A 21,742-nucleotide genomic window follows, 5' to 3' on the forward strand; every position below is an offset into this window, starting at 1 on the left:
CGGGCTTGGCTGCCAGTGCGGCCGTGACGATCGTCTCCGTTATGGGGTGTCGGGGGCAGCCGTCCTGCGTGCGTAGGGGTGGGTCGCGCCGAAGGTGTCTGCCGCACAGGCAAGATGCCGATCGAAGACCTCCTGACTGTCAGGAGTGAAGGTCCACTGCCGCAGAGTCCGCCGCAGCTCGGACTCGGTCAGCCACCCATGCCAGGCCACCTCTCCCGGATCGGGGGCGACGAGCTCCGGAAGCACGGCATCGCACACCCCGAGCCAGTAAGGGCTGAGCCCACCCCGGTAGAGGAACTTGAACCGAAGGCACACTGTCGCCCGCACCCCCAGCTCCTCGCTGAGCTCACGGGCAGCCGCCTGCTCATAGGACTCGCCGACTCCCGCGGCGCCCCCGACGCCGAGTTCGTAGTGCCCTGGGAAACGGGACAGATGCTCGGCACGCCGATGGACGAGAAAGCGACCTTGCCCATCGCGGCACACCACCACGCCGACCCGGTGCAGCCAGCCCTCCCGGACGGCCTCCCTCCGGCTGACCACTCCCAGCACTCGGTCCTGCGCATCGACACGTTCCACGAGTTCATCCACGACGCACACGGTCCCAGACACCACTGACACCCGACCGAAATGCCCAGTGGGTCAGGCCATTGGCGCACGACGGCTGCCACGGCCGCACGGGCACAGGCACCACAAGCCGCTGGCCCACGTGCCCGTTGCGGCGCTTGCGCCACTTGCGGCCGGATCAGCAAATGGAGCTGCGGACCTTCGCGAAGGCGTTGTTCGCGACCTTGACGTAGATGGTCTTCTTGTTCTCGCGGTTGTACTTCTTCGAGAAGTCGCGGCCCGGGGTGAGCTCGAAGTCGACCTTGAAGCAGCGTCCCTTCTTCACCTGGAAGACGTCCCAGTCCTGATTGCCCTTGGTCCGCTCCCCGGGGTCGAGCCACTTCCTCTTCTGGTTGTTGCAGGTGGGCTTCTTGGTGGTGTAACTGCCGGTGCTCCCACTGCTCTTGCACCAGTTCTTCAGGGCGTAGAAGCCCTGCCCGCTGTTGTTCCAGGTCTGAGAGCACAAGGGCGGACGGCATGAACCGCCCGCGCTCGCGGTGGGCGCCGGGCCCGCCAGGGTGGCGGCGGTCGCGATCGCCACCACGGCGGCAGCGGTCCTGGCGTGCTTGAGTACGGGCTTGGTGGACACGGTCACGTTCTTCCCCCTTGTACGGTGGCCGGCCCCCATGGACCGGCGCGACCGACGTTAAGGCGGTCGCGGGGGCCGTCTCCAGGACTTTCGGGTGGGGCCGAAACTCAGTCGGCCGTCAGGCGGAGCTCCCGGTTCGGACGCCTAGCGGTGGGCCAGCAGCACTCCGCCGAGCTTGCGCGCGGCCGACGTGAGCGTGGGGTGGGTCTCGAGGGTGAAGCCGGACTCTTCGAGCCATGCGGCCACTTGGCTCGGCGGGCGACGACGGACGTAGGACTCCGGCCAGCGCTCACGGTTCTCCTGTGGCTCGGGCGGTGCTGTGTCGCCGACGTGGAAACCCACCAGCAGTAGACCGCCGGGCCGCAGCACGCGACGGAATCCGGCGAGGACCTCACCGATCGCGTCATCGGGGACGTGAATGATCGAGTACCAGGCGGCCAGGGCGGCCAACGCACCGTCCGCGAGGTCGAGTTGAGTCATCGACCCCACCTCGAACCGCACACCGGGATGCTCACGCCGCGCCACCTCGATCATCCGGGGCGACAGATCGATGCCGAAGGCGTCCAGGCCGAGGTCCCTCAGGTGGGCGGTGATCCTGCCGGGCCCGCACCCCACGTCCGCGACGGGCCCGCCGCCGTGCGCCCGCACCCGCTCGGCGAACAGCGCCATGACGTCCTGTTCGGGCGGCAGTTCGGCCAGGAGGTTGCGCGTCTCGTCCGCGTAGCTGGCGGCGTCGGCATCGTAGGACGCCCGGGTGTCCGCCAGCCACTTCTCGGCCGCTGGGCCTTCCTGTCCGGTGCTCACTCCCGGAGGCTATCCCAGGAACCAGCCGTCGGCCGGAAGGGCCGGAAAGGCCGGAAGGGCGGGAGGGCGGAGAGGGGTTCAGGGCCTGGTGCGAGCTGCTTCGGAGCCGCATCCTCACTCGGCTTGGCGCATCCTCATCCGGCTTGGAGGGTAGACACGAAGCGCGTGTCCACCCGCTTGGCGGCGGGCGCGGTGCGCAAGGCGCGATGGGGGTGGGGGCGGGGCCGGTGCGGCGCGTGGTCACCTTGCAGTCCGTCGAGCAGAAGCTGCTGCTGCTCGCTCTCCTGTTCGTGATGGGCGGATCGATCGTCGCGAACCTCTTCGCGTGGGACGTGAAGTGGCAGATCCCGCTCATCTACGCGGTCCTGTACGTCCTGCTGTCGATCGCCATCGAGATCCGCGACCGTCAGGCTCCTGCGTCTTCCACGCACTACCGCACGAGCGACGGTTCTTCCTGTCGTTCGTCCGTCTGGTGCGCACGGCCGAGCGTCATGTCTACACGAGCTACGTACGCAACACGGCGCCGCCGAGCTTCCAATCCCCTGCCGCACAGGAGTACTTCAGGGCGGCGGCGGACTGGACCCGGCGTAATCCCGGCGCGTCGTTCAACCGCATCATCGGTGTCCCCGCCCAGGAGCCCGGCAGGAGCGCCATGCGCTTGTGGCTGCGCGAGCACCACGCAGAGATGCAGGGCCTCGCCAATTACCACGCCCGCGTCGTGACCACCAACAGCGGTGTCGACGCGGTCAATATGGCGATCATCGACGACACCGCGGTCCTGTTGCTGCTGACGGCGGACGGATCCTTCATGAGCGGGCACAGCCTGGAGACGGCTGAGGCCGTGAATTCCTTCCGGGACTACTACCGGTCGTGGTGGGCATCGGCAGAGCCTCTCGAGGACTATGCGCGGCGCACCGGCCTCATGGACCCGGGGTGAGGCCGAACAGCGACCTGCTACGTGCACTCCGACGAAGCGCCTCAGATGGCTTCGCGGATGGCCCGCTCGAAGCCCTCCACATGGCCGCGGGTGAGCTGTGCCGCCTTGTCGGGGTCGCCGGCGACGATGGCCCGCAGCAAGGGGCCGTGCTCCTGGACGTGGCCGGTCATGCCGGGCAGCCGGTCGATGAAAAGGCACCAGATGCGGGTGGCCAGGTTGTCGTGCCGGACGAGGGTGTCCTCCAGGTACGGGTTGTGCGTGGCCGCGTAGATGGCGCGGTGGACCTGAAGGTCCAGGCGCATCAGCTCGGCCGGGTCGTGCGCACCGGAGTCCACGGCGTCCAGCTCCTCCTGGAGCGCCGTCAGGGCCGCCCGGTCCGCGGCCGTGGCGCGCCGCGCGGCCTGGGCTGCGGCCAGGGGCTCCAACTCCTGGCGCACCTCTGAGATGTGGGCCAGGTCGGTGATGTTGACGTCGGTGGCGAAGGTGCCGCGCCGAGGGTACGTCGTGATCAGGCGCTCGTACTGGAGCCGCTTGAGCGCTTCGCGCACCGGGGTCCGTCCGACGCCGAGGGACTGTGCCAGCTGGTCCTCGTTGATCGGCGCCCCGGGGCGGATCTCCAGCATCACGAGCCAGTCGCGAATCGCGCGGTAGGCCCGTTCGGCAAGGGACAGTTCCTCGCCCCTGGGCGCGGTGTCCAGCTGCTGCATGAAAGCCCCCTTGACCTGTCGCACGAGCTCCCATACCTTACCGCACAAGCTGATATATCAGTTGACCATTAGATGGCTCTCAGGATGGTGCACAGATGGCAACGAACCCGTCGATCAGCACAGTCGCCTCTTCCCTCTCCCTCCCGCTCGGCGCCTTCGACCCGGAGGTCGCCGCTGCCGTCGAGGCCGAGCTGCACCGTCAGCAGTCGACCCTCGAGATGATCGCCTCGGAGAACTTCACCCCGGCCGCCGTGATGGAGGCCCAGGGCTCCGTACTGACCAACAAGTACGCCGAGGGATATCCGGGCCGCCGCTACTACGGCGGCTGTGAACACGTCGACGTCATCGAGCAGTTGGCCATCGACCGGGTGAAGGAGCTGTTCGGCGCCGAGGCCGCGAACGTGCAGCCCCACTCCGGCGCCCAGGCCAACGCGGCCGCGATGTTCGCGCTGCTCGACCCCGGTGACACGATCCTCGGCCTCGACCTGGCGCACGGCGGGCACCTCACCCACGGCATGCGCATCAACTACTCCGGCAAGCTCTACGACGTGGTCCCCTACCACGTCCGCGCCGCCGACCTGCGGATCGACATGGAAGAGGTGGCGGAGCTCGCCCGGACGCACCGGCCGAAGCTGATCGTCGCCGGGTGGTCGGCCTACTCCCGCCGTCTCGACTTCGCCGCGTTCCGGCGGATCTCCGACGAGGTCGGCGCGTACCTGATGGTCGACATGGCGCACTTCGCCGGGCTCGTGGCCGCGGGCCTCCACCCCAGCCCGCTGCCGTACGCGGATGTCGTGACGACCACCACGCACAAGACCCTCGGCGGGCCGCGCGGCGGGGTGATCCTCAGCAGGGCAGGCCTGGCCAAGAAGATCAACTCCGCGGTGTTCCCCGGTCAGCAGGGCGGCCCCCTGGAGCATGTCATCGCGGCCAAGGCGGTCGCCTTCAAGGCGGCTGCGGGGGAGGAGTTCAAGGAGCGACAGCGGCGCACGCTGAACGGCGCCCGCATCCTCGCCGGGAGGCTGCTCGCCGACGACGTGGCCGAGGCCGGGATCACGGTCCTGACCGGTGGCACCGAAGTCCATCTGGTCCTCGTCGACCTGCGCAACTCCGCCCTGGACGGGCAGCAGGCGGAGGACCGGCTCCACCGCGTCGGCATCACCGTCAACCGCAACGCGGTGCCCTTCGACCCGCGGCCCCCGATGGTCTCGTCGGGCCTGCGGATCGGTACCCCGGCCCTGGCCACCCGGGGCTTCGGAGAGACGGAGTTCCGTGAGGTCGCCGACGTCATCGCCGAGGCGCTGAAGGACGAGCGGTTCAGCGACGAGCGTGCGGGCCTGCTGCGCGACCGGGTCGAGAAGCTCGCAGGGGCCCTCCCCCTCTATCCGCACCTGAGCGACCTGAAAGACCCGCACGGCTTGAACGCCCCGCACGGCTTGAACGACCCGAACGGAGACGCGGCATGACCACCGAGCCGCTGCCGGAGCACCCCGACTTCCTCTGGCGCAACCCCGACCCCCGCCCGTCGTACGACGTCGTCATCGTCGGCGCCGGAGGTCACGGCCTGGCCACCGCCTACTACCTCGCCAAGAACCACGGCATCACGAACGTCGCCGTCCTGGAGAAGGGCTGGCTGGCCGGTGGCAACATGGCCCGCAACACCACGATCATCCGCTCCAACTACCTCCTGGACGAGAGCGCGGCGATCTACGAACACGCCCTCGGGCTGTGGGAGCAACTCCCCGAAGAGCTGGACTACGACTTCCTGTTCAGCCAGCGCGGCGTGCTCAACCTCGCACACACGCTCCAGGACGTACGCGAGGGCGTGCGCCGCGTCAACGCCAACCGTCTCAACGGCGTCGACGCCGAATGGCTCGGCCCCGACGAGGTCGCCAAGGTCTGCCCCATCCTCAACGTCTCGCCCGACACCCGCTATCCGGTGCTCGGCGGCACCTTCCAGCCGCGGGCCGGGATAGCCAAGCACGACCACGTCGCCTGGGCGCTCGCCCGCAGGGCCGACGAGATGGGCGTGGACCTCATCCAGGGATGCGAGGTCACCGGCTTCATCAAGGACGGCGACCGGGTCGTCGGCGTCGAGACCAACCGTGGCCGCATCAACGCAGGGAGGGTCGGGCTCGCGGCCGCCGGGCACAGCAGCGTCCTCGCCGAGAAGGCGGGCGTACGGCTGCCCGTACAGTCCCATCCGCTCCAGGCGCTGGTCTCCGAACTGCACGAACCGGTCCACCCCACCGTGGTGATGTCGAACCACGTGCACGTCTACGTCTCCCAGGCGCACAAGGGCGAGCTGGTGATGGGCGCGGGCGTCGACACGTACAACGGCTACGGGCAGCGAGGCTCCTTCCATGTGATCGAACATCAGATGGCCGCCGCCGTCGAGCTGTTCCCCGTCTTCGCCCGCGCGCACGTGCTGCGCACCTGGGGCGGCATCGTCGACGTCACCCCCGACGCGTCGCCGATCATCGGCGCCACGCCCGTCGAGAACCTCTACGTCAACTGCGGCTGGGGAACCGGAGGTTTCAAGGCCACCCCGGCGGCGGGCTGGACCTTCGCCCACACCATCGCCACCGGCGAACCGCACCCCCTCAACCTCCCCTTCGCCCTCGAACGCTTCACCACGGGCGCACTGATCGACGAGCACGGCGCCGCCGCCGTGGCCCACTGAGAGGAGGATCCGATGCTGCTGATCACCTGCCCATGGTGCGGTCCGCGTGACGAGACCGAGTACCACTACGGGGGACAGGCCCATGTTCCCCACCCGGAGAACCCCGCGGATCTCGACGACCGGCAGTGGGCCGAGTACGTCTTCTACCGCGACAACCCCAAGGGCCCCTTCGCCGAACGCTGGATGCACGGCCACGGCTGCCGCCGCTGGTTCAACGCCCTGCGTGACACGGCCACTTACGAGGTGCTCGCCACCTACCGGCCCGACGAGCCGCGTCCCGACCTCGCCGCACCGGCCGCCGGAGGAGAGCGATGACCGACCAGCAGTTCCGGCTCGGGGACGGGGGCCGCATCGACCGCGGCACCGTCCTGCACTTCGCTCTCGACGGACGGGAGTTGACCGGCCACCCCGGCGACACCCTCGCATCGGCGATGCTGGCGAACGGCGTCGTCGAGGCGGCGCCTTCGCTCTACCGCGGCCGACCGCGCGGCATCGTCGCCGCCGGAGTCGAGGAGCCCAACGCCCTGGTGCAGCTGGGCGGTTCGTGTTCGGAGGGCATGCTGCCCGCGACGGCCGTGGAGCTGTACGACGGCCTGTCCGCCACGACGCTCTCCGGGATGGGGCGGCTCGACCCGACCCCCGACCCCGCCGTCTACGACAAGAAGTACGTGCACACCGACGTCCTGGTCGTCGGCGCGGGACCTGCCGGGCTCGCGGCAGCCGCCGCTGCCGCCGGCTCAGGCGCCCGCGTGATCCTTGTCGACGACCAGCCCGAGCCCGGCGGTTCACTGCTCTGCGGACGTACCGACACGGTCGCCGAGCAGCCCGCGCTCGACTGGGTCGCCGACGTCCGCGCGGCACTCGAAGCCGCCCCCGAAGTCGTCCTCCTGCCGCGCACCACCGCGTTCGGCAGCTACGACGACAACTACGTGCTCGCCCTGCAACGGCGCACCGACCACCTGGGCGCCGACGCCCCCGAGCCGTCCGAAGGCGTCTCGCGCCAGCGGCTGTGGCACATCAGGGCCCGCCAGGTAGTCCTGGCGACCGGTGCGCACGAGCGTCCGCTGGTCTTCGCGGGCAACGACCGGCCCGGAGTGATGCTGGCCGGGGCCGTGCGCGCGTACGTCAACCGCTATGCCGTCGCTTCTGGTTCGCGTGCCGTGGTGAGCACGACCAACGACAGCGCCTACGACACCGTCGCCGACCTGCATGCCGCCGGGATCGACGTCGCCGCCGTCGTCGACGCGCGCCCCACGCTGTCGCAACGGGCCTCCGAGGTCGCCGCCGCGACGGGCGTGCGGGTGCTGCGGGGCTGCGCCGTGACCGGCACCAGGGGCGAAGCCCGGCTCTCCGCCGTCACCGCCCAGGCTCTCGACGAGGACGGTCAACTCACCGGCGCCCCCGAGTCGTTCGACTGCGACCTGCTCGCCGTATCGGGCGGCTGGAGCCCGGTGGTGCATCTGCACAGCCAGCGCCAGGGCCGCCTGCGCTGGGACGAGGACCTGGTCGCCTTCGTGCCCGAGGGCACCGTGCGCAACCAGCACGTCGCCGGTGCGGCCCGCGGGACGTACGGCCTGGACGTCGCGCTGGCCGAAGGAGAGCGGGCCGGTGCGCTGGCCGCCACGGACGCCGGATTCCCCGTCCCGGTGCCCGACGCCCTCTCCGACCCCGAGGAGGCACGCCCCGCCACCCGCGCCCTGTGGCTGGTACCCGCGCCCGACGGAGAGCCCGCCACCTGGGACACCCACTTCGTGGATCTGCAGCGCGATGTCACCGTCGCCGACGTGTGGCGGTCCACCGGCGCCGGCATGCGCGGTGTCGAGCACGTCAAGCGCTTCACCTCGCTGGGCACGGCCAACGACCAGGGCAAGACGTCCGGCGTCAACGCGATCGGTGTGATCGCCGAGGCGCTCGGCGCGGGCGCGTCCCCCGGGGAGATCGGCACCACCGCCTACCGCGCGCCTTACACGCCGGTGGCCTTCGCCGCCCTGGCGGGGCGCGAGCGCGGTGAGCTGTTCGATCCCGAGCGCACGACCGCCATCCACCCCTGGCACGTGGCCCACGGGGCGCTGTTCGAGGACGTCGGGCAGTGGAAGCGCCCGTGGTACTACCCCGGGCCGGGCGAGGACATGGACACGGCCGTGGCCCGTGAATGCCGTGCGGCACGCGAAGGGGTGGCGTTCATGGACGCCTCCACCCTCGGCAAGATCGAGATCTGGGGCGCGGACGCGGGGGAGTTCCTCAACCGCATCTACACCAACGCCTTCAAGAAGCTCAAGCCCGGCATGGCCCGATACGGCGTCATGTGCAAGCCCGACGGGATGATCTTCGACGACGGTGTGACGCTGCGTCTCGAAGAGGGCCGCTACTTCATGACCACCACCACCGGTGGCGCCGCCGGCGTGCTCGACTGGCTGGAGGAATGGCTGCAGACCGAGTGGCCCGAACTCGACGTCCACTGCACCTCGGTGACCGAACAGTGGTCGACGATCGCCGTCGTCGGTCCCCGGTCGCGCCAGGTCGTCGCCGAACTCGCCCCCGACATCGACCTGTCGAACGACGCCTTCCCGTTCATGGCCTTCCGCGAGACCACCCTCGCATCCGGCGTCCCGGCCCGCGTCTGCCGCATCTCCTTCTCCGGCGAACTCGCCTACGAGATCAACGTCTGCGCGTGGTACGGCCTCGCGGTCTGGGAGCAGGTGCACGAGGCCGGACAGCCGTACGGCATCACGCCGTACGGAACCGAGACCATGCACGTCCTTCGGGCCGAGAAGGGTTTCATCATCGTCGGGCAGGACACCGACGGCACCGTCACACCACAGGACGCGGGCATGTCCTGGGTAGTATCGCAGCGGAAGGACTTCGTCGGGAACCGGTCCCACACGCGCGCGGACACGGCCCGCCCCGACCGCAAACAGCTGGTCGGGCTGCTGCCGAGCGACCGCAGCACCCGCCTCCCCGAAGGCACTCAACTCATCGCTCAGGGCGTGCCCTTGACCCCCGAGACCGGGCCGGTGCCGATGCTCGGCCACGTCACGTCCAGCTACCACAGCGCGGCCCTCGGCCGCCCCTTCGCCCTCGCCCTCGTCGCCGACGGGCGGGCCAGGATCGGCGAGACCCTCATCGCCCCGGTGGGCGATGACCTGGTGCCCGTCCTGGTGGCCGACTCCGTGCTCTACGACCCCGAAGGGACCAAGCGAGATGGCTGAGCCGACCGAGGCCACCGGCCTGACGGGCCTGCGCCGCAGCCCCCTGGCACATCTGGGAGAGCGGATGCGTACCGCCACGGTCACGGGCGCCCGCGGCGTGCGGCTGACCGAGCGGCCGTACGTCACCATGGTGAATCTGCGCGTCGACCCCGCCACCGATGCGGCCGGCCGCATCGGGAAGGCCCTGGGGGCCTCGCTCCCGCGCGAGTGCGGTCGCACCAGCGCATCCGAGGCGCACACGGCCCTGTGGCTCGGCCCGGACGAGTGGCTCGTCCTCTCCCAGGCCGAAGGGGCCGCCGTGACGGCGGAGTTGAGGGAGGCACTGGGAGGTGACCCGGGCTCGGTGGTGGACGTCTCGGCGAACCGCACCACGCTGGAGCTGACCGGCCCGGCCGCCCGCCAGGTCCTGGAGAAGGGCTGCCCGCTGGACCTGCATCCGCGAGCCTTCGGTCCTGGCCGGGCGGTGTCGACCACGGTGGGTCCCGTGGCGGTCCTGCTCTGGCAGACCGACGAGGCGCCGACGTACCGCCTGCTCCCGCGGGCCTCCTTCGCCGACTACCTCGCGCGCTGGCTCATCGACGCGATGAGCGAGTACGGAGGCACGGAGCTGCCTTGAGCTGTCCAGATGGCGGCACTTGCAAGGAGACCGCCCGCGGCGGTGTGCACGCGCCCGGCAGGCCGGGTGATCAACATCCACCACTCGCTCCTGCCGAGCGTCAAGGTCGAGCGCCGTGGCCCGAGCGGTCCGGTGGCACTGCGAAGGCCGGGTGTTCGCCCGGGGGAAGATGGACGGTGGTCCTTCGCTGAGAGGCTCACGTCCTCCTGCCCCACGGCAGGGTTGCGGGCATCCGCCGAGCGCGCGCTCGGCGGATGCCCGCAACCACTCCTGCCGGTCATCGCTCAGACGACGGCGCCGGTGTCCTCCCGTGCCGCGCGCCGCGCATCAAGGGGGCTCCGGCCCTTGCCGCCCCCGCTGGGTCGCCCGCGATCACGGCGCTGCTCCCGCGGAGGGCGGCGCCGCTCCAGCGTCACCGCCGTCGGCACCGCGGTGAACACGGTGGACACCGTGCCGATCACCACACCCGCGATCAGCGCCAGCGAGAAGTCGCCGAGCGAGTCCCCGCCCAGCGCGGTCAGCGCGGCGAGGATGAAGAGCGCCCCCATGCCGGTGTTGACGGTGCGCGGCAGGGTCTGGAGTACGGCCCTGTTCGCGGTGCGCTCCAGGTCCATGCGCGGATCGCGCCGCCTCGCCTCCCGCACGCGGTCGAAGACGACGACGGTGTCGTTGACCGAGTAACCGATGACGGTGAGCAGCGCGGCGAGGAAGACGCTGTCCACCGGCTTGCCGAGCCAGGCGAACAGGCCCACCACGACCAGTACGTCGTGCACCATCGCGCTGACGGCCGCCGCGGCGAACGTCCACCGGAACCGCACGCTCAGATAGATGAGCTGCGCGGCGACGGCGATCCCCAGCGCGATCAGCGCCTTCACCCGAAGCTCGTCACCGAGGCTCGGGCCGATCATCTCGTCGCGCTCGACACGGACGTCGCCACCCGGCTTCTCCAGCGCGCGCTTGATGGTGTGCTGTTCGTCGTCGGTGAGTTCACCCGTGCGCACGGAGATGTCACCGTCGCCGGACTCCTGGACCACGGCGCGGGGGAAACCGGCGTCGGCCACGACGGTCCGGGCCGTGTCCACGTCGACCGGCCGGCTCGTGGAGTACTCGACGAGCCGCCCGCCCGTGAACTCCACACCGAAGACGAGACCGCGCAGGGCGATCCCGGCGATCGCGACCACCACGAGCAGCGCACTGACGCCGAGCCAGCGCCTGCGGTGCCGCACGATCTGCGGGTCGCGCCGCGCCAGCCACGCGCGCACGCGCCCCGTCGACGTGATGCCGGTGATGCCCGGCCGCTCGCGCACGCCGCGCCGCCGTACCGCGAACTCGGCGAGCACACGGGTGACGACGAGCGCCGACACCATCGACGCGACGACACCGATGGACAGCGTCACACCGAACCCCTTGACGGGTCCGGTGGCGAAGAAGAACAGCAGGCCCGCGGCCAGCAGCGTGGTGATGTTGGAGTCGACGACCGCGCTCCACGCCTTGCGGAACCCGCGGGCGAGCGGCTGGTCGAGCGACTTCGTCCGTGCGCCGAGATACTCCTCACGGGCCCGCTCGAAGACGAGCACGTTCGCGTCCACGGCCATGCCGATAGCAAGGACGAAGCCGGCGAGACCCGGCAGCGTGAGCGTGGCTCCCAGGGCGACGAGAGCCGCGTACGAGATGAGTCCGTACAGCGCGAGCGCGAGGGTGGCGAGCGCTCCGAGGAGGCGGTAGACGACCGTGATGAACAGCGCGGTCAGCGCGAGGCCGATGAGCGCCGCCTGTGTCGACGCGGCGATGGCGTCAACGCCGAGCGTCGCGCCGACGGTCCGCTGCTCGACGACATCGACAGGGACCGGCAGGGCGCCGCCCTTCACCAGCGCGGCCAGGTCCCGGGCCTGTTCGTGGGAGAACCCGCCGGTGATGCGGGTGTCCCCGCCGGTGATGCCGGTGTCGCACGGTACCTCGGGGTTCATGCCCGGTGCGGAGACGACCTTGTCGTCGAGGACGATGGCGACGCGCCGCTCGGGCGAACCCTGGGCGGCACAGGCGGCGGCACCGGTGATGCGGGCCCAGTCACCGCTCGCGCCCTCCCGGAAGGTCAGGCCGACGGTCCAGCCGGCCATCCCTTGCTGGTCGAAGGCGGCGTCGGCGTCCTTCACCCCCTCTCCGGTCAACGCGGACGCGCCGAGCCGCAGGTAGGTGCCCTTCCGGTCGGGATCGGGGAGCGTGCGGGACCCGTCGGCGGCGCTGCGGCCGTGGTCCGCGGGGGCGCGGTCGGTGACGCCGGAGACGGGGTGCACGGTCAACTGGGCGGTACGGCCGATGACGGCGGCCGCCTCGCGCGGGTCCTGGACGCCCGGGAGTTCGACGATGATGCGGTGGTCGCCCGAGCGGGACAGGCTCGGCTCGGACACGCCGAGCGCGTCCACGCGCTGGCGCAGCACCTCCAGTGCGCGGTCGGTGGCCCGGGGATCGGCCTTGATCTTTCGGTCGGGGGAGTCCTTGGTCTCCAGGACGATCTGGGTGCCGCCCCGCAGGTCGAGACCCAGGCGGGCGGATTGGGTGAGAGCGACGGCCAGGGACGCGGCGATCACCGCGAGTGCGAACAGCGCACGCCACAAGGGCGCGCGGGACTTGGTCTGAGACATGAGACTGCTCCACGGCAGGACGAAGGGACAGCTGCCCGATCGACTCGCACGCGGTGCGACGCGGTGCGTGGACGGCTCAGGCGCTGACGAGGGTGATGTCGCTGCGCGGAGCACGTGGAGGGCCACGGGGTGCGGCCGGTCCGTCGGAACGCCGATGGACGGACGGGGCCTGCGCGCGTGCCTGGTCCGGTCCGCCGATGCTGCGGTGTGATGCCGGATCGGCCGCCGTCGCCGTGATCAGCCCGGGGTGGGGGATGGGGGACGCGTCAGGAGGCGTACCGCGGACCGCGGGGGTGTTCAGGAGGGCGGCGTGCGGGGCGGGTTGGCCCTGCGGATGCCCGCACCATTCGGCGGTGGCCGACGGGGCATGGGCCCTCGGCGCCGGAGAGGAGAGCGACGCCGGAGGGACGAACAGCGTGACGAGCGAGAACAACGCCGCGGACACGAGCGCGAGGGCCCACGAGACCCGCGAGTCCCGGGCAGCCGAGAGGGGCGTGGCGCGCTGCGACACCGTTGCCTCCCTGCTCGTGCGGTGGACCCGGTCCCGGCGCGGGGAACGGCACTTCGGCGAGCAGGGCCTCCGGCGACGGACGGCCGGAGCGCTGCCACCACCAGCCTAAGCAACCGGCGGCGGAGCCGGGCAGGGGGCACGTCACCACTGCTCGCCGCCCCGCCTTCCGCCCAGTCTCCCGCCCCGTCTCCCGCTCTGTTCCAGATCTGTGACGTGATCGGACGTGCCCGCGGCCCGGACCCCGCTAGCGTCGGGACCCATGATCGTATGGCTCAACGGCACTCACGGTGCAGGCAAGACGACGACCAGTGCGCTCGTGCAGCAGCTCCTCCCGGATTCCCGGGTGTTCGACGCCGAGAAGGTCGGCGAGACGCTGATGGACATCAAGCCCGGGTTGCCCTGGACGGGCAACTTCCAGCACTGGCCGCCGTGGCGGCCCCTGGTCGTCGAGACCGCCCGCCATGTGCTCGACTACACCGGCGGCACCCTCGTGATGCCCATGACCGTCCTGGTCGAGGAGTACTGGCGCGAGATCAGTGCGGGCCTTGCCCAACACGCCATCCCCGTACGGCACTTCGTCCTCCACGCCGACCAGGACACCCTCCGCGGGCGCATCGAGGGGGACAAGGACCTCGGCCCCTCCCAATTCCGCCTCGACTACCTGGAGCCCTACGCGGAGGCGGCCCGCACCTGGCTGCACCAGGAGGCCGAGGTCATCGACACCACACGCCTCACACCGCCCCAGGCGGCCCTGCGGATCGCGGAAGCGGTCAAGGGCTGAGGGTGAGGGTGAAACGGTCAGGGGAGCGTGCCCTCAGCACTGCGCGAAGACGTATCCCTTCGCGCCCTTGGGGCTGACGTCGAGGTCGCGCAGCGTGATGGACAGGCGGGGGCCCCAGGCGTCGCAAGCGATGCCGTAGTCCTTGCGCGTGTACTCGACGGCGAAGACCTTGTCGTCGTAGGCATCGGCGAAGTCGCCGCACTCCTTGTACGCCGCGCACTCCTCGACGACGGCGAAGTCGAATCCGATCCGGCCGCGCTCGGCGATGAGGTCGGTGGTGTTCTTCTGGGCGATGGCCAGGCCGCGGCTGTGGGCCCGCTCGGCGAGCAACTCGGCGAAGGCGGCGGCGTGTTCAGGCGTGAGGAGATCGTCGGAACGTTCGTAGGAGTCCAGGTTGTCGGGCTCGACCGCGTCGAAGCCCGACTTCGCGCAGCCGTCGATCCACGGCCCGACGACGGCCATCAGCTCCCGGCGCTTGGTGGGCGTGGAGATGTCCAGGAGCGGCTCCTCCCAGTCGTCGTCGACCACCAGGGAGCCGTCGTCGCCCTTCAGGAGCAGGTCGGGGTGCTTCTTCTTCCACCAGGTGATGGCGTCGCCAGGCTGGGTCTGGAACGCGTTGACGTAGCACACGTTGTACAGGCCCTTGACCGGCTCGGCGGAGCGGTCGCGCGAGACCGCCTGTACGGCGTCGTCCGGGGCGTAGGGGCCGCCGAGTTGGTAGTCGAAGACGGCGTCGGCCTTCGGCGCGCGCACGGAGTCCGCCCCGTCCGCGGCCGGGGCGTCCTTGCCGCCGTCGGTGGTGCAGGCGGCGGACAGGACCAGGGCGGCGGCGCAGGCGGCCAGACGGGCCGGGCGCGGGCGGTACGGGTGATACGGGCGGTGCATCGAAGACTTTCGTTCGGGGCGGCAGCCGGTGAGGGAGCCGCCGGATCGACGCGTCACGAAGGCCGTGGCGAAATATGACGCGATGTCGATCTTACGTACGTCTGCCGAGACCTCCACGCCCAGGAGCAGCAGATGAAGGTGAGGCCGGGCCGACCGTCAGGCCAGGACGACCGAGCGCGTCAGGTGCGCCGGCCGGTCCGGGTCGCGTCCCGCGTCCTCGGCGAGCCGCACGGCCAGACGCTGGGCGAGGACCAGTTCCGCGAGCGGATCGAGCCGCGGGACGCGCAGATGTGCGCCGGTGGCCTCGATCGCGGCGGTGAGGTCGGCGGGCAGCGGGGACAGGCTCCAGACGGCCCGCCCGGGACCGGCCACCGCGATGGGGCCGTGGCGGTACTCCATCACCGGGTAGGACTCCGTCCAATGCGCCGCCGCCTCCCGCACCTTGAGCGCCGCCTCGTGCGCGAGTCCGGCGTGCCAGCCATCGCCGAGGAAGGTGATCTGCTCCGCCGCGAGCAGCCGCGGATCCAGCGGTGCGCCCAGAGCCGTGTGCACATCGGACAGTGCCTGGCCGAGGTCATGGCCCAAGTGGGCTAGAAGCAGCGCGAGTTGCGTGGTCGGATAGCGGGTCTGCACGACGGACCGCTCGTCGGCGTGGTCGAGGATGATCACGTCGTCGGCGGCGCGCGCGGCAGGCGACCGGGGGACCGCCGTGAGGGTGGTGACCCGCGTGGAGGAAGGGGCCGCCGCGAGGGCGGTGAGGATCTCGGTGGTGGTGCCGGAGCGAGTGAGGGCCAGGATGCGGTCGTAGGGACGGTGCAGCCGTGCCGCCGACGCGGGGAACGCGTCGGTGGGGCCGTGCCCCAGGTCCTCCCGCAGATGGGCGTAGGCCTGGGCCATGAACAGCGACGTACCGCAGCCGATCACGGCGACACGCTCGCCCTTGGTGGGCAACGCCTGCGCGTATTCGGGCAGTTGCCTCAGCGCGTACTGCCAGCACTGCGGCTGTGTGTCGATTTCCTGACGTGTGAGCGACATGGGGTGCTTTCTCTGTCCGGGGGATGCGGGGGCGGGGCACTGGATCGATGGGGCCGGGCCGTGGGGCCTGCCGGTCAGTCGCCCAGGAGTCGGCGCAGGGAAGGCTGGAGCCGGTCCCCGTGGGCGCGGACCATGTCGTCGCACAGCCGCCAGATCTGTTCCACGGGAAGGGCCGCGGCGGTGGCCGGGTCGGTCATCGCCGCGTGCCGGATGTGGCGGGGCTCGTCGTCGAGGGCGGCCCGTACGACCAGGTCGTTCATGCTCAGGTAGGTGCGGTTGAGCGCGGCCAGCTGCGGGGGCAGGGATCCCGCGCGGGTGGGCCGGATGCCGGAGGCGTCGACGAGGCAGGGGACTTCGACCACCCCGTGGCCAGGGAGGTTGTCGATCAGGCCGTGGTTGGGGACGTTGCCGTAGACGGTGCGCGGGGTGCCGGTCACGATGCTGTGGATGATCTGAGGGGCGTACTCCATGGTGCCCTCGACGGTGAGAGGTTCACCGGCGGCCAGGGCGTCACGCGTGTGGTGGTAGGCGGTGACGTTCTCGTCGACGATGTCGAGGTAGGCGCCGATCGGCAGGCGCAGGCGCTCGATCTCGCTGTCGTGGTGCAGGTACCAGGGGACGTACTCGGAGGAGTGCTCGCTGGTCTCGGTGGGGTAGTGACCGAGCCGCCGGTACATGTCCACGCGGACCCGGCGCCTCAACTGCGCGTCCTGGGCGATCAGTTCGTCGAGCCGGGGGTAGAGGTCGCTGCCCTGGTGCTCGAACCGCAGCACCCATGCCTGGTGGTTGACGCCCGCCGCCAGGTAGGTGATCTCCTCGTACGGGACGCCCACCAGCTCGGCCAGGTCCCGCATGGTCCAGTACACGGAGTGGCACAGGCCCACCACCCGGGTCAGCCCTGTGGCCTGCGTGAGGTACTGGATGTTCATGGCCATGGGGTTGGTGTAGTTCAGGAGCCAGGCATCGGGACACAGTTCGGCGATGTCCTCGCCGAGTGCCTTCAGGAGCGGGAAGGTGCGCAGCGCACGGAAGATGCCCCCGATGCCCAGGGTGTCGCCGATGGTCTGGCGCAGCCCGTGGCGGGCCGGGACCTCGAAGTCCGTGCGGGTGGCCTCGCCCATGCCGACCTGCACGATGTTGATGACGAAGTCCGCGCCCGCGAGGGCATCGCGGCGCTCGGCGTGGCTGGTGACGGTGGCGTGCGCGCCGAGGTGCCCGGCGATGTGATCGGCCGCGGCCTGTGCGGTGCTCAGGCGCTCGGGGTCGATGTCGTGCAGGGCGATGTGGGCGCCCTTCAGTTCGGGGAAGGCGAAGAGGTCGGCGAGCAGGCCTTGGGTGAAGACGACGCTGCCTGCGCCGATGAAGGCGATCTTGGGGTGGTTCATGAGGCGTGCGCTCCGCTCAGGGTGGTGTGGGCGAGGACTTCGTCCCGCGTGGGCTGGGCCGCGGTTCCGCCGTGAGCGCGGGTGGACAGGGATCCGCAGGCGACGGCGAACCGCAGTGCCTCGTGCGGGGACCGTCCATCGAGGAGGGCGGCGATGAATCCGGCGTCGAAGCTGTCTCCGGCGCCGACGGTGTCGACGGGGGTCATGGGGAGGCCCGGCGCGGTGAGCAGCGTGTGGCCGTTGTGGCACAAGGCACCCTCGGCACCGTTCTTGACGACGGCCAACGGGACGCGGGCGGCGAGGAGTTCGGCCGCCTGCTGCGGGGTGCCGGACGGCAGCCCGGCCAGCCGCAGGGCCTCTTGGGCGTTGGGCAGCAGGATGTCCGTCTCGGCGAGGACGGCGTCGAGGGCCGCCGGCTCCCACCGCGCCGACGGGTCGTCCTGGGTGTCCAGGGATGTACTCGCGCCGTGCCAGCGCGCGGTGCGCAGCAGCGCGGGCAGGTCGGCGGCGAGACGGGGCTGCAGGAAGTACGAGGCGGCGTGGACGTGGCGGGCATCGGCGAGCAGTTCGGCGGGTACGTCGTCGCCGCTGACGGCGGTCAGGGTGCCCGGCGAGGTGAGGATGGCGCGGTCCTCGCCCTGGGTGAGCACGACCGTGAGCGGCGTCGGCCGGGAGGCGTCCAGACGCAGGGCGCGGGTGTCGACACCACGGGCGGCGAGCGCGTCGCGCAGGTAGCGACCCGCGTCGTCGTCGCCCACACGCCCGGCGAAGGCCACCTTCAGGCCCAGGCGCGCGGCCCCGCACGCCATGATCGCGGCCGAGCCGCCGAGGGTCAGTGTCCCGGCGTCGACGAGCTGTTCGCGCTGGCCGAAGGCGAGTGGGCCGGACAGCGGGCCCAGGATCACATCGGGGTTGGCGTCCCCGATGACGAGCAGGTCGTACGAGTGAGGCATCGAGTTCCTTCGGATCGTGCGGGAGAGGGCGAGGCGTGCGGGAGACAGGGCGAGGCGAGCGGCAGGTGCGGAGCAGGTCAGCCCTTCAGGCCGCTGGAGGTGACCGAGCGGATGAAGGCCTTCTGCGCGACGAGGAACGCGAGCAGGACCGGAAGGACGGTGATGACGTTGCCCGCCATCACCGCGGACCAGCGGGTGTGGTGCTGCCCCTGGAACGTGGTGAGACCCAACTGCAGCGTGTACTGGGTGTCGTGGTTGATCGCGATCAGCGGCCAGGTCAGGTCGTTCCACGTGGTGAGGAAGGTCAGCACGGCCACCGTGGCAAGCGCGGGCCGCGCCAGCGGAAGCACGATCGCCCAGAGGACCCGCAGCCTCGAACAGCCGTCGATCCAGGCGGCCTCCTCCAGCTCCCGGGGCAGGGAGAGGAAGAACTGGCGCAGCAGGAACACCGCGAACGGCGTGACGAGGGAGGGCACGATCAGCGCGCCGAGGGTGTCGATGAGACCCAGCTTCTTCATCACCAGGAAGGTGGGGATCATCGTCAGCTGGAAGGGCACCGCCATGGTCGCGAGCATCAGCACGAGCAGCGCCCGCGAGCCGCGAAAACGCATCCGCGCGAACGCGTAGCCGCCGAGCGCGCCGAAGACGAGGTTCGATGCCACGGCGACGGCGGAGACGATCGCCGAGTTCATCAGCCAGCGCGGGAACATGGCATTGCCCAGGACATAGCGGTAGCCGCCCAGGTCGATGCCCGAGGGCCACAGCGCCGGCGGGAAGCGGTTGATCTCCGCGTTGCTCATCACCGAGCTCAGGAGCAGCCAGATCAGCGGCACCGCGAAGAGCAGCGCCAGCGGGGCGAGCAGCACGTGCCAGGCGCTGAAGGGCAGCCGGATGCGGCGGTGGCGCAGAGCGGCGGGCTCGGACGCCTGGCGTGCGGTCGTCCCGGGCGCGGTGGTGGTCGCGGTCATCAGGCGGCTGCTTTCGTACGAAGGGTGCGCTCACGGCCACGGGCCACGCGCAGCACGGCGGCCACGACGAACAGGGCGAGCGCCAGGACGTAGGCGGCCGCGGCGCCGTACCCGGCGGTGAAGTTCTTGAAGGCCTGCTCCCAGATGAAGTAGACGATCACCGTGGTCGATCCGAGGGGCCCGCCCTTGGTGGTCACATAGACCAGATCGAAGACCTGCAGGGACTGGATGGTCTGCCACAGCAGCAGGAACACGCTGACCGGCGCGAGAGCGGGCAGCGTCACGTGCCGCAGCAGGTGCCGGTGCCCCGCGCCGTCCAGGCGGGCGGCCTCGATGAGTGACTGGTCGACGTCCTGCAGCGCGGCCAGGTAGATGACGGTGCACAGACCGGTGCCGCTCCACAGGGTGATGGCGACCAGCACGAACAGCGCCTGCGACGAGTCGGTGAGGAAGCCCTGCGGCGAGATCCCCAGGTGGTGCAGGACGGAGTTGGCCGCACCGAAGTCGGGGTCGAGGATGAACGAGAACAGCACGCCCTGGGCGGTGGCCGAGATGACGAACGGCACGAAGAACAAGGTGCGGTACAGGCCGACGAAGCGGATCCGCCGGTTCAGCGCCAGGGCGAGCGCGAGTCCGATGACGATGCTCAAGGGCACGTACAACACGGTGTAGAGCAGGGTGTTGCGCACGGCCTGGCTGAAGTGCGGGTCCTGGGACAGGGCACGGTAGTTGTCGAGGCCCACCCAGCGGCTCGGCGTGACCAGGTCGTTGGCCTGGAAGGACAGCAGCAGCGACCACACGACCGGCAGGACGCTCAGGCCGAGGATGACGAGCACCGCGGGGGAGACGAAGGCCCAGGCGGTGGCGGTCTCGCCGCGGCGCCGGCGGCGCAGGGCACGTCGGCCGGAGGCGTCCGGCGGCAGGGTCAGGGGGCGGGGAAGTGGTGGCATGGCGGTGTCCTCAACGTCCTCAACGCGGGATCAGCAGGGCGGCGTTGGCCTCTTCGGCGCAGGAGCGCACCGCGTCGGCGGGGCTTTTGCGGCCGAGCAGCACGGAGACGACCGCCTGCCCGAGGGACTGCGAGATGCGGGGATAGGCGGCGTGCACGGGACGAACCCGCGCCGATGCGACCGCCTCGGTGAACACCGGCAGGCCCGGCATCCGGTCGGCGTGCTCGCGCCAGGCCGGACGGTCCTGGCTGCGGCGGCTCAGCGGGAGACTGCCCGCCTCGACGGCCCAACGGCTGTCCTGGCCGGGCTGGTTGAGCCAGGTGACGAAGGTGCGGGCCGCCTCCGTCCGGGCCGAGCCGTTGTCGAAGACCGTCCAGGTGTCGGGTCCCGAGATGGTCAGGGGGCGGCGGCTGAAGCTGGGCAGGGGCACCACGTGGTAGTCGACCTCGGCCTGGGTGATGTCCGGAAGCTGCCAGGGTCCTGTGGGCACCATGCCCATCCGCCCGGACAGGAAGACCTGGTACATCTGCTCGCTGCCGGGCTTGGGGTCGACGTAGACGCTCTTGTCGCGCGCCAGGTCCCGCACGACCTCAAGGGCGCGTACGCCCTCCTGCGCGAAGCCGATGCCGTGCCCGTCGTCGGCGATCACGTCGCCGCCCAGGTCCCACACCATCGGCCACATCCGCCACACGGTGTCCTCGTCGCCGGTGCCGGGCCAGCCGGTGCCGAACCGTCCCTTGGAGGCATCGGTCAGGCGGCGCGCGGTGTCGGTGAACTCCTGCCAGGTCCAGCCCGCCTCGGGCAGATCGATCCCGGCCTCCGCGAACAGCTTCTTGTTGCAGACCACGGCGAGGCAGTCCAGGACCGCGGGCACCGCACGGACCCGGCCGTTGACGGTGACGGCCTGCCGGGCCGGTGCCCAGAAGTTGCGCCACGGCGTCGGCCCCTCGCGCACCTGTGAGGTCAGGTCGACGACCTCGGGGCTCCGGGCGACGCTGGCCAGGTCGGAGCCGAAGACGTAGGCGACATCGGGGTACGAGCCCGAGGCGAGCGCGGCGGTGACCTTCTGCAGCATGGCGTCGGCGAGCACACCGCCGCCCAGGTCGACGCGGATGTCCGGATGAGCGGCATGGAAGCGGGCGACCAGGCCTTTGAGCACCTTGGCCGCGGTGTCCGTCTGCCCGTGCCACAGCTGGATGGTCACCCGCCCGTCGGGGCCGACCCCGTCGGCGGGCCCCGTGCCGCAGCCGGCCAGCGCGCCCCCGCCCGCCGCCAGCGCCGCCGCGCCGCCCGCGCCCAGCACACTGCGCCGCGAGGGTCTTCCCGGCGCTCGGGGTCCTGCGCTCATCACTGCCTCCAGGGGGATCGGGTGCGCCCGCGGCGCGAAGAGTCCATGGGACGGAACGTCCATGGCAGGGAGGTGGAGCGGGTGGCCCGCTTCCGGGCGAACCGTGCCCCGGGGAGACCCGCGCCCCGGGAAGACC

Annotated in this window: 20 protein-coding genes; 7 read left to right on the forward strand and 13 right to left on the reverse strand. The window is 71.0% G+C overall.

Features of this window, described 5'->3' with window-relative positions:
• Window positions 1–39: 39 nt before the first annotated feature.
• The 3 genes from AC07AG_RS29500 to AC07AG_RS29510 form a co-directional block, all read right to left on the reverse strand.
• Window positions 40–576, reverse strand: coding sequence for an NUDIX domain-containing protein (locus AC07AG_RS29500; protein WP_478759157.1), 537 nt, complete (start codon window positions 574–576; stop codon window positions 40–42).
• 166 nt (window positions 577–742) lie between these two features.
• A complete protein-coding gene (locus tag AC07AG_RS29505) occupies window positions 743–1,198 on the reverse strand; it encodes a hypothetical protein (protein WP_478759158.1) in 456 nt (151 codons plus the stop codon).
• Between the two features lie 138 nt (window positions 1,199–1,336).
• Window positions 1,337–1,996, reverse strand: coding sequence for a class I SAM-dependent DNA methyltransferase (locus AC07AG_RS29510; RefSeq protein ID WP_478759159.1), 660 nt, complete (start codon window positions 1,994–1,996; stop codon window positions 1,337–1,339).
• A gap of 472 nt (window positions 1,997–2,468) precedes the next feature.
• Here AC07AG_RS29510 and AC07AG_RS29515 point away from each other — a divergent pair, with 472 nt between their 5' ends.
• A complete protein-coding gene (locus tag AC07AG_RS29515) occupies window positions 2,469–2,933 on the forward strand; it encodes a hypothetical protein (protein ID WP_478759160.1) in 465 nt (154 codons plus the stop codon).
• A 41-nt stretch (window positions 2,934–2,974) separates the two neighbouring features.
• Here the strand turns inward: AC07AG_RS29515 and AC07AG_RS29520 are convergent, their stop codons facing one another.
• Entirely contained in the window at window positions 2,975–3,640 is a 666-nt protein-coding gene (locus AC07AG_RS29520; protein ID WP_478759161.1) for a GntR family transcriptional regulator, read from the reverse strand.
• A 95-nt stretch (window positions 3,641–3,735) separates the two neighbouring features.
• Between AC07AG_RS29520 and glyA the strand changes: the two genes are divergently transcribed.
• Genes glyA through AC07AG_RS29545 form a run of 5 tightly spaced genes read left to right on the forward strand, consistent with a single transcriptional unit; the run spans window position 3,736 to window position 10,148 of the window.
• On the forward strand, window positions 3,736–5,106 hold the full coding sequence (gene glyA, locus AC07AG_RS29525; RefSeq protein ID WP_478759162.1) for a serine hydroxymethyltransferase: 1,371 nt from the start codon (window positions 3,736–3,738) through the stop codon (window positions 5,104–5,106).
• Window positions 5,103–6,323, forward strand: coding sequence for a sarcosine oxidase subunit beta family protein (locus AC07AG_RS29530; protein ID WP_478759163.1), 1,221 nt, complete (start codon window positions 5,103–5,105; stop codon window positions 6,321–6,323). The genes glyA and AC07AG_RS29530 overlap by 4 nt, the downstream gene beginning before the upstream one ends.
• Before the next feature lie 12 nt (window positions 6,324–6,335).
• Window positions 6,336–6,638, forward strand: coding sequence for a sarcosine oxidase subunit delta (locus AC07AG_RS29535; RefSeq protein ID WP_478759164.1), 303 nt, complete (start codon window positions 6,336–6,338; stop codon window positions 6,636–6,638).
• Window positions 6,635–9,532, forward strand: coding sequence for a sarcosine oxidase subunit alpha family protein (locus AC07AG_RS29540; RefSeq protein ID WP_478759165.1), 2,898 nt, complete (start codon window positions 6,635–6,637; stop codon window positions 9,530–9,532). Before AC07AG_RS29535 ends, AC07AG_RS29540 begins: the two co-directional genes overlap by 4 nt.
• Window positions 9,525–10,148, forward strand: a complete 624-nt coding sequence (locus AC07AG_RS29545; RefSeq protein WP_478759166.1) for a sarcosine oxidase subunit gamma — start codon at window positions 9,525–9,527, stop codon at window positions 10,146–10,148. Before AC07AG_RS29540 ends, AC07AG_RS29545 begins: the two co-directional genes overlap by 8 nt.
• 284 nt (window positions 10,149–10,432) lie before the next feature.
• On the opposite strand, the gene secD is transcribed toward AC07AG_RS29545, so the two are convergent.
• Window positions 10,433–12,790, reverse strand: a complete 2,358-nt coding sequence (gene secD / locus AC07AG_RS29550; RefSeq protein WP_478759167.1) for a protein translocase subunit SecD — start codon at window positions 12,788–12,790, stop codon at window positions 10,433–10,435.
• Between the two features lie 76 nt (window positions 12,791–12,866).
• A complete protein-coding gene (locus tag AC07AG_RS29555; RefSeq protein ID WP_478759168.1) occupies window positions 12,867–13,301 on the reverse strand; it encodes a hypothetical protein in 435 nt (144 codons plus the stop codon).
• Between the two features lie 259 nt (window positions 13,302–13,560).
• Between AC07AG_RS29555 and AC07AG_RS29560 the strand changes: the two genes are divergently transcribed.
• Complete coding sequence (locus tag AC07AG_RS29560; protein WP_478759169.1) at window positions 13,561–14,082, forward strand: P-loop nucleotide/nucleoside kinase family protein; 522 nt, start codon at window positions 13,561–13,563, stop codon at window positions 14,080–14,082.
• A 33-nt stretch (window positions 14,083–14,115) separates the two neighbouring features.
• Here the strand turns inward: AC07AG_RS29560 and AC07AG_RS29565 are convergent, their stop codons facing one another.
• The 7 genes from AC07AG_RS29565 to AC07AG_RS29595 form a co-directional block, all read right to left on the reverse strand.
• Window positions 14,116–15,084, reverse strand: coding sequence for an endo alpha-1,4 polygalactosaminidase (locus AC07AG_RS29565; RefSeq protein ID WP_478759170.1), 969 nt, complete (start codon window positions 15,082–15,084; stop codon window positions 14,116–14,118).
• A 39-nt stretch (window positions 15,085–15,123) separates the two neighbouring features.
• Window positions 15,124–16,002: an SIS domain-containing protein gene (locus tag AC07AG_RS29570; RefSeq protein ID WP_478759171.1), complete on the reverse strand. Its 879-nt coding sequence runs from the start codon at window positions 16,000–16,002 to the stop codon at window positions 15,124–15,126.
• 74 nt (window positions 16,003–16,076) lie between these two features.
• Window positions 16,077–17,387 (reverse strand): alpha-galactosidase, encoded by a 1,311-nt coding sequence (gene melA, locus AC07AG_RS29575; RefSeq protein WP_478759172.1) that lies wholly within the window; start codon window positions 17,385–17,387, stop codon window positions 16,077–16,079.
• Window positions 17,384–18,340: a carbohydrate kinase family protein gene (locus AC07AG_RS29580; protein ID WP_478759173.1), complete on the reverse strand. Its 957-nt coding sequence runs from the start codon at window positions 18,338–18,340 to the stop codon at window positions 17,384–17,386. The genes melA and AC07AG_RS29580 overlap by 4 nt, the downstream gene beginning before the upstream one ends.
• 77 nt (window positions 18,341–18,417) lie before the next feature.
• Window positions 18,418–19,308 (reverse strand): carbohydrate ABC transporter permease, encoded by an 891-nt coding sequence (locus AC07AG_RS29585; RefSeq protein ID WP_478759174.1) that lies wholly within the window; start codon window positions 19,306–19,308, stop codon window positions 18,418–18,420.
• Window positions 19,308–20,258: a carbohydrate ABC transporter permease gene (locus tag AC07AG_RS29590; protein WP_478759175.1), complete on the reverse strand. Its 951-nt coding sequence runs from the start codon at window positions 20,256–20,258 to the stop codon at window positions 19,308–19,310. The genes AC07AG_RS29585 and AC07AG_RS29590 overlap by 1 nt, the downstream gene beginning before the upstream one ends.
• A gap of 19 nt (window positions 20,259–20,277) precedes the next feature.
• On the reverse strand, window positions 20,278–21,606 hold the full coding sequence (locus AC07AG_RS29595; RefSeq protein ID WP_478759176.1) for an ABC transporter substrate-binding protein: 1,329 nt from the start codon (window positions 21,604–21,606) through the stop codon (window positions 20,278–20,280).
• Between the last annotated feature and the right edge of the window lie 136 nt (window positions 21,607–21,742).

It is taken from the genome of Streptomyces sp. NPDC044044 (assembly GCF_056434405.1).

Bases quoted from the DNA above. Each gene is read 5' to 3' on its own strand.
- AC07AG_RS29520 (WP_478759161.1), bottom strand. From the start codon at position 3,640: ATGCAGCAGCTGGACACCGCGCCCAGGGGCGAGGAACTGTCCCTTGCC.
- glyA (WP_478759162.1), top strand. From the start codon at position 3,736: ATGGCAACGAACCCGTCGATCAGCACAGTCGCCTCTTCCCTCTCCCTC.
- AC07AG_RS29530 (WP_478759163.1), top strand. From the start codon at position 5,103: ATGACCACCGAGCCGCTGCCGGAGCACCCCGACTTCCTCTGGCGCAAC.
- AC07AG_RS29535 (WP_478759164.1), top strand. From the start codon at position 6,336: ATGCTGCTGATCACCTGCCCATGGTGCGGTCCGCGTGACGAGACCGAG.
- AC07AG_RS29540 (WP_478759165.1), top strand. From the start codon at position 6,635: ATGACCGACCAGCAGTTCCGGCTCGGGGACGGGGGCCGCATCGACCGC.
- AC07AG_RS29545 (WP_478759166.1), top strand. From the start codon at position 9,525: ATGGCTGAGCCGACCGAGGCCACCGGCCTGACGGGCCTGCGCCGCAGC.
- secD (WP_478759167.1), bottom strand. From the start codon at position 12,790: ATGTCTCAGACCAAGTCCCGCGCGCCCTTGTGGCGTGCGCTGTTCGCA.
- AC07AG_RS29560 (WP_478759169.1), top strand. From the start codon at position 13,561: ATGATCGTATGGCTCAACGGCACTCACGGTGCAGGCAAGACGACGACC.
- AC07AG_RS29570 (WP_478759171.1), bottom strand. From the start codon at position 16,002: ATGTCGCTCACACGTCAGGAAATCGACACACAGCCGCAGTGCTGGCAG.
- melA (WP_478759172.1), bottom strand. From the start codon at position 17,387: ATGAACCACCCCAAGATCGCCTTCATCGGCGCAGGCAGCGTCGTCTTC.
- AC07AG_RS29580 (WP_478759173.1), bottom strand. From the start codon at position 18,340: ATGCCTCACTCGTACGACCTGCTCGTCATCGGGGACGCCAACCCCGAT.
- AC07AG_RS29585 (WP_478759174.1), bottom strand. From the start codon at position 19,308: ATGACCGCGACCACCACCGCGCCCGGGACGACCGCACGCCAGGCGTCC.
- AC07AG_RS29590 (WP_478759175.1), bottom strand. From the start codon at position 20,258: ATGCCACCACTTCCCCGCCCCCTGACCCTGCCGCCGGACGCCTCCGGC.
- AC07AG_RS29595 (WP_478759176.1), bottom strand. From the start codon at position 21,606: ATGAGCGCAGGACCCCGAGCGCCGGGAAGACCCTCGCGGCGCAGTGTG.